Source organism: Corallococcus praedator (assembly GCF_003612125.1).
Taxonomy (GTDB): Bacteria; Myxococcota; Myxococcia; order Myxococcales; family Myxococcaceae; genus Corallococcus; species Corallococcus praedator.
This window is the reverse complement of record NZ_RAWI01000679.1, coordinates 1-2,537: the sequence shown is the minus strand read 5'-3', so window position 1 is coordinate 2,537 and position 2,537 is coordinate 1. Positions and strand designations below refer to the sequence as shown.

Below are 2,537 nucleotides of genomic sequence, written 5' to 3'. Positions count from 1 at the left end.
GGGCCCTCACCGCGCGTGCGAGCACCAGCGCCCCGACGACCTTGTCCACGGCGTTGTGGCGGCCGACGTCCTCGTGGGCGGCGAGCAGCTCGCCGTGGGCATCCAGCGCGGCGGCGGCATGGACGCCTCCGGTGTGCTCGAAGTTGTGCTGCACGGCGCGCAGGCGTTCGGTGGCGCGGGCCACGGTGCGCGCGGAGAGGACGGGGCCGGGGGCGACGGGGGCGCAGGTGGCCATCAGGTCGTCCACGTCGCGGCGGCCGCACACGCCACAAGCGGAGGTGGTGAGGGTGCCGCGGCGGGTGGCCTCCACGCGCTCCAGGTCGAGCACGGCGCCGGAGGCGGGGGTGACCTCCAGCACGTTGCCGAAGCCTTCCTCGCCGGGGTGGCCGCAGTGGAAGAGGCTGCCCAGGTCGTCCACGTCCTGGAGGATGCCCTCGGCGAAGAGGAAGCCCACGGCCAGTTCGCGATCATGGCCGGGGGTGCGCATGGTGGTGGCGACGGCGTCACCGCTGACGCGGATCTCCAGCGGCTCCTCCACGGCGATGCGGTCGTCCTCGGCGGCGCGGAGGACCTCCCCGTCGAAGCGGCGCACGGGACGGTGGGTGATGCCACGGGGGGCTCGCGGAGCCTCCACCGTGTGCGGTGTCCCGGAGTCACGCACCGCGTGACCGTCCCGCGCGCTGGCGCCGTGCGGGCCCGCTCCTTCGCGGATCCACCCGACGATGAAGTCCGCGACGGCGCGCACGTTGTTCGCGGGCAGGCGCGGAAGCGGGCCCAGGGCGTGCGGAAGCGGGGCCGCGTCCGTCACCACCGCCAGCACGTCGGGCCGGGAGGTCGCCAGCGGCGGCCCCAAGCCTTCGCGCCACACCTCCAGCTTCGGCAGGGGCCCGTCCTTCCAGCCCTCCACGAGCCAGAGATCCACGGCTTCCGCATGGCGGGCGAGGTGCTGGGGGGACAGCGCCTCCGCCGTGGTGAGCTGCGTTCCGTCCGGCGTGGCGAAGCCCACGCGCACCGCGCCCGCGGCCTGGAGGCGCGCGGTGTCGCTGCCGGCCCGGTGGAGCGGATGCGCGTCGGACGAGTGCTTCACGCACGCCACGCGCAGGCCGCGCGAGGACAGCTCCGGCACCAGACGCTCCAGCAGCGTCGTCTTGCCGGAGCCGGACCAGCCGATGATGCCGAGCGCGGGCGGCGGCTTCACGCGGCCTCCACGGCCTGGAAGTCCGGCAGAGCGAAGAGCTGCACGTCCACGGGCTCGCCCTGGGCGAAGTCGGCGCGGCCCGAGGGCAGCACGGCCCACCCCTGGGCCGCCACGTTCTGGAGGATCTGCCCCGCGCCCTGTGGACGCAGCCGCGCCCAGGGCGTGGCCCCGTCATCCCGGACGTCGAGCGCCGCGACCGTGACGAGGTAGGTGAGGCCCGCCTGCTTGTGGCGCGCCTCGGACAGCCGCGCGCGGACGACGCGGCGCTGCTCGAGCACGCCCTGGTGCTTGAGGATCAGCGGTCGCGCGAACTGATCAAACGCGACGGTGGCGGCGCCGGGATTGCCGGGCAGCACGACGACGGCGGTGTGGCCCAGGCGCGCCACGGCCACGGGCTTGCCGGGCTTGAGCGCCACGCCGTCCACCAGGAACCGCGCGCCCATCCGGGTCAGCACGCGCTTCACGCAGTCCCGGTCCCCCACGGACGCGCCCCCGGTGGTGATGAGCACGTCCACCTGGGGGGCCAGCCGTTCCAGGTGCGCGTGCAGCTCCGCTTCATCGTCGCGCGAGCGATCCAACCAGGTGACGTCCGCGCCGGCCTCGCGGGCGAGGGCCGCCACGAGGATGCGGTTGCTCTCGAAGACCTGGTGGGGCTCGGCGGGCTGGCCCGGAGGCACCAGTTCGTCCCCCGTGGCGAGGACGGCCACGCGCGGCGCGGGCCGCACGAGCGCGGTGGCCTCACCCAGCGACGCGAGCACGCCGAGCACGGTGGCGTCCACGCGCTGCCCGGCGGGGAACAGCGGGGCGCCGGGCATGACCTCCTCACCCGCGCGGCGCAGGTCGTGGCCGGGCAGGACGGAGATGAAGAGCTCCACGTGCGTGCCGTCGTCGGTGGGGCGCGCGGCCTCCTGGCGGACGACGGCATCGGCGCCGGTGGGCAGCGGGGCGCCGGTGAAGATGCGCGCGGCCTCGCCGGGCTGGAGCGCGCGCCGGGGCAGGTGGCCGGCGTAGACGGTGTCGACGATGCGCAGGCGCGCGGGACGGTCGCGCAGGGCGCCCCGGGTCTCCTCGGCGCGCACGGCCCACCCGTCCATGGCGGAGTTGTCACAGCCGGGCAGCGCGCGCGCCGCGTCCACGCGGGCGGCGAGGAACCGCCCGTGGGCTTCCAGCAACGGAAGGTGCGAGGGGGCCGCGTGCGCCCGGGCCAGGAGGCGCGGCCCAGCGCGGTGGGCGCGGGCAGGTACGCGATGATCTGCAGGGCGCGCTCGGGCACGAGCATCGCGAGCTGCTGGCCCGCCGTCAGGTTCATGCCCGGATGCAGCGGCATCACGCTGCCGAT

Annotated in this window: 3 protein-coding genes; 1 reads left to right on the top strand and 2 read right to left on the bottom strand. The window is 75.8% G+C overall.

Annotation, left to right across the window (positions count from 1 at the left end):
* Positions 1 to 1,198: molybdopterin-guanine dinucleotide biosynthesis protein B (mobB, locus tag D7Y13_RS40750; RefSeq protein WP_120631032.1), on the bottom strand; the 1,198-nt coding region annotated here is incomplete at its 3' end.
* A complete protein-coding gene (locus D7Y13_RS40745; protein WP_120631031.1) occupies positions 1,195 to 2,406 on the bottom strand; it encodes a molybdopterin molybdotransferase MoeA in 1,212 nt (403 codons plus the stop codon). The genes D7Y13_RS40745 and mobB, both read right to left, overlap by 4 nt.
* On the opposite strand from D7Y13_RS40745, the gene D7Y13_RS47335 reads away from it, so the two are divergent.
* Positions 2,356 to 2,537 (top strand): hypothetical protein (locus tag D7Y13_RS47335; protein ID WP_208734547.1); only part of this gene is annotated, 182 nt, incomplete at its 3' end. The genes D7Y13_RS40745 and D7Y13_RS47335 overlap by 51 nt on opposite strands.